This is a genomic window from Mycoplasmopsis iners ATCC 19705 (assembly GCF_000701805.1).
GTDB lineage: Bacteria > Bacillota_I > Bacilli_A > Mycoplasmatales > Metamycoplasmataceae > Mycoplasmopsis > Mycoplasmopsis iners.
This window is the reverse complement of record NZ_JNJW01000023.1, coordinates 1-2,356: the sequence shown is the minus strand read 5'-3', so window position 1 is coordinate 2,356 and position 2,356 is coordinate 1. Positions and strand designations below refer to the sequence as shown.

2 rRNA genes are annotated in these 2,356 nt (G+C 43.7%); both read right to left on the bottom strand.

Annotated features, from left to right (window positions below):
• Positions 1 to 488, bottom strand: a 23S ribosomal RNA gene (locus T395_RS0103095); the annotation flags it as partial.
• A 309-nt stretch (positions 489 to 797) separates the two neighbouring features.
• Positions 798 to 2,314: ribosomal RNA gene (locus tag T395_RS0103090) — 16S ribosomal RNA — on the bottom strand.
• Positions 2,315 to 2,356: the final 42 nt, after the last annotated feature.

The following is a 2,356-nucleotide window of genomic DNA, read 5'->3' as shown; positions in this document are numbered from 1 at the left end:
ATCGGTGTCTGATTAGTATTTAGCCTTACCGGGTGGTCCCGGCAGATTCAGACAGGGTTTCACGTGCCCCGCCCTACTCAGGATACGACCAAGAGATCAAACAATTTCGCATACGGGGATATCACCCTCTATGTCGCTTCTTCCCAAAAGCTTCTGCTATCATTTGATTTTGTAACTCTATGTAGATCGTCCTACAACCCCACTAAAAGTGGTTTGGGCTCTTTCTCGTTCGCTCGCCGCTACTAAAGAAATCATTATTTATTTTCTTTTCCTCTTGCTACTAAGATGTTTCAGTTCACAAGGTGTCTCACTCATTTTCCTATGTATTCAGAAAATGGCAGCTAGGCATTACCCTAACTAGGTTCCCCCATTCGGAAATCCCCGTTTCATAGCATATATCCGGCTCCACGAGGCTTATCGCAGGTAATCACGTCCTTCATCGACTTTCAGACCCAAGGCATCCACCACAAACTCTTCCTTATTTAAAAGTATGTTCCTATTTGGTTATTTAATGATGTGTATTTTAAGACATTTCAATGAATCATAATGTTTTATGATTACTCGATGAATCAAAACAAATTGACTAATTATTAATTTGTTTAGATGTCGTTGTAAATATTTTAAAATAATTTACTATTCAGTTTTCAAAGAACATTTGAGAGAATGTTCTCTCAAAACTAGATATATTGCTTATGACCTAAATAAGCCATGAACTGTTGAAAAATATTAAGTTAAGGTCAAAAAATAAGGTTAATAATCACTATTCCCAATGAAATGTGATTTTATGTACTCCGTAGAAAGGAGGTGATCCATCCCCACGTTCTCGTAGGGATACCTTGTTACGACTTAACCCCAGTCACCAGTCCTGCCTTAGGCAGTTTGTTTATAAACCGACTTCGGGCATTACCAGCTCCCATGGTTTGACGGGCGGTGTGTACAAGACCCGAGAACGTATTCACCGTAGCGTAGCTGATCTACGATTACTAGCGATTCCGACTTCATGTAGTCGAGTTGCAGACTACAATCCGAACTGAGATCGGTTTTTTGAGGTTTGCTCCATGTCGCCATATTGCTTCTCTTTGTACCGACCATTGTAGCACGTGTGTTGCCCCACTCGTAAGAGGCATGATGATTTGACGTCGTCCCCACCTTCCTCCCAATTACTCGGGCAGTCTCCTTAGAGTGCTCAACTTAATGTAGTAACTAAGGACAAGGGTTGCGCTCGTTGCAGGACTTAACCGAACATCTCACGACACGAGCTGACGACAACCATGCACCATCTGTCATTCTGTTAACCTCCACTATATCTCTATAGCTTTGCAGAAGATGTCAAGAGTGGGTAAGGTTCTACGCGTATCTTCAAATTAAACCACATGCTCCACCGCTTGTGCGGATCCCCGTCAATTCCTTTAAGTTTTATTCTTGCGAACGTACTACTCAGGCGGATCATTTAATGCGTTAGCTGCGCCGATGAATTTTCCATCAGCTAATGATCATCGTTTAGGGCGTGGACTACCAGGGTATCTAATCCTGTTTGCTCCCCACGCTTTCGTCTCTCAGTGTCAGTGTATGTCCAGTTAGCTGCCTTCGCCATATTGGTGTTCTTCCTTATATCTACGCATTCCACCGCTTCACAAGGAATTCCGCTAACCTCTACATAACTCTAGTAAGCCAGTATCCAACGCGATTTGGGGTTGAGCCCCAAGTTTTGACGTCAGACTTAACAAACAACCTACAGACGCTTTACGCCCAATAATTCCGGATAACGCTTGCAACCTATGTATTACCGCGGCTGCTGGCACATAGTTAGCCGTTGCTTTCTAATAAGGTACCGTCAAGGTTCTATCATTTCCTATAGAACTTTTTCTTCCCTTACCACAGCAGTTTACAACCCATGGGGCCTTCATCCTGCACGCTGTGTCGCTCCATCAGACTTTCGTCCATTGTGGAATATTCCCTACTGCTGCCTCCCGTAGGAGTCTGGGCCGTATCTCAGTCCCAGTGTGGCGGTTCAGTCTCTCAACCCCGCTAAACATCATCGCCTTGGTGGGCCATTACCCTCACCAACTAGCTAATGTTGCGCACCCCGCTCCTTTTGCGAAGCCGTAAAGCTCCTTTTACATTATCTTCATGCGAAAATAATGCGTATTTGGTATTATCAAATGTTTCCACTTGCTATCCCAATCAAAAGGGTACGTTGAGTACGTGTTACTCACCCATTCGCCGCTAAGTTACCGAAGCAACTTCGCTCGACATGCATGTATTAGGCACACAGCCAGCGTTCATCCTGAGCCAGGATCAAACTCTCGAAAAAATTGACTGTCATGTTTATATATCTAGTTTTCAAAGAACATTT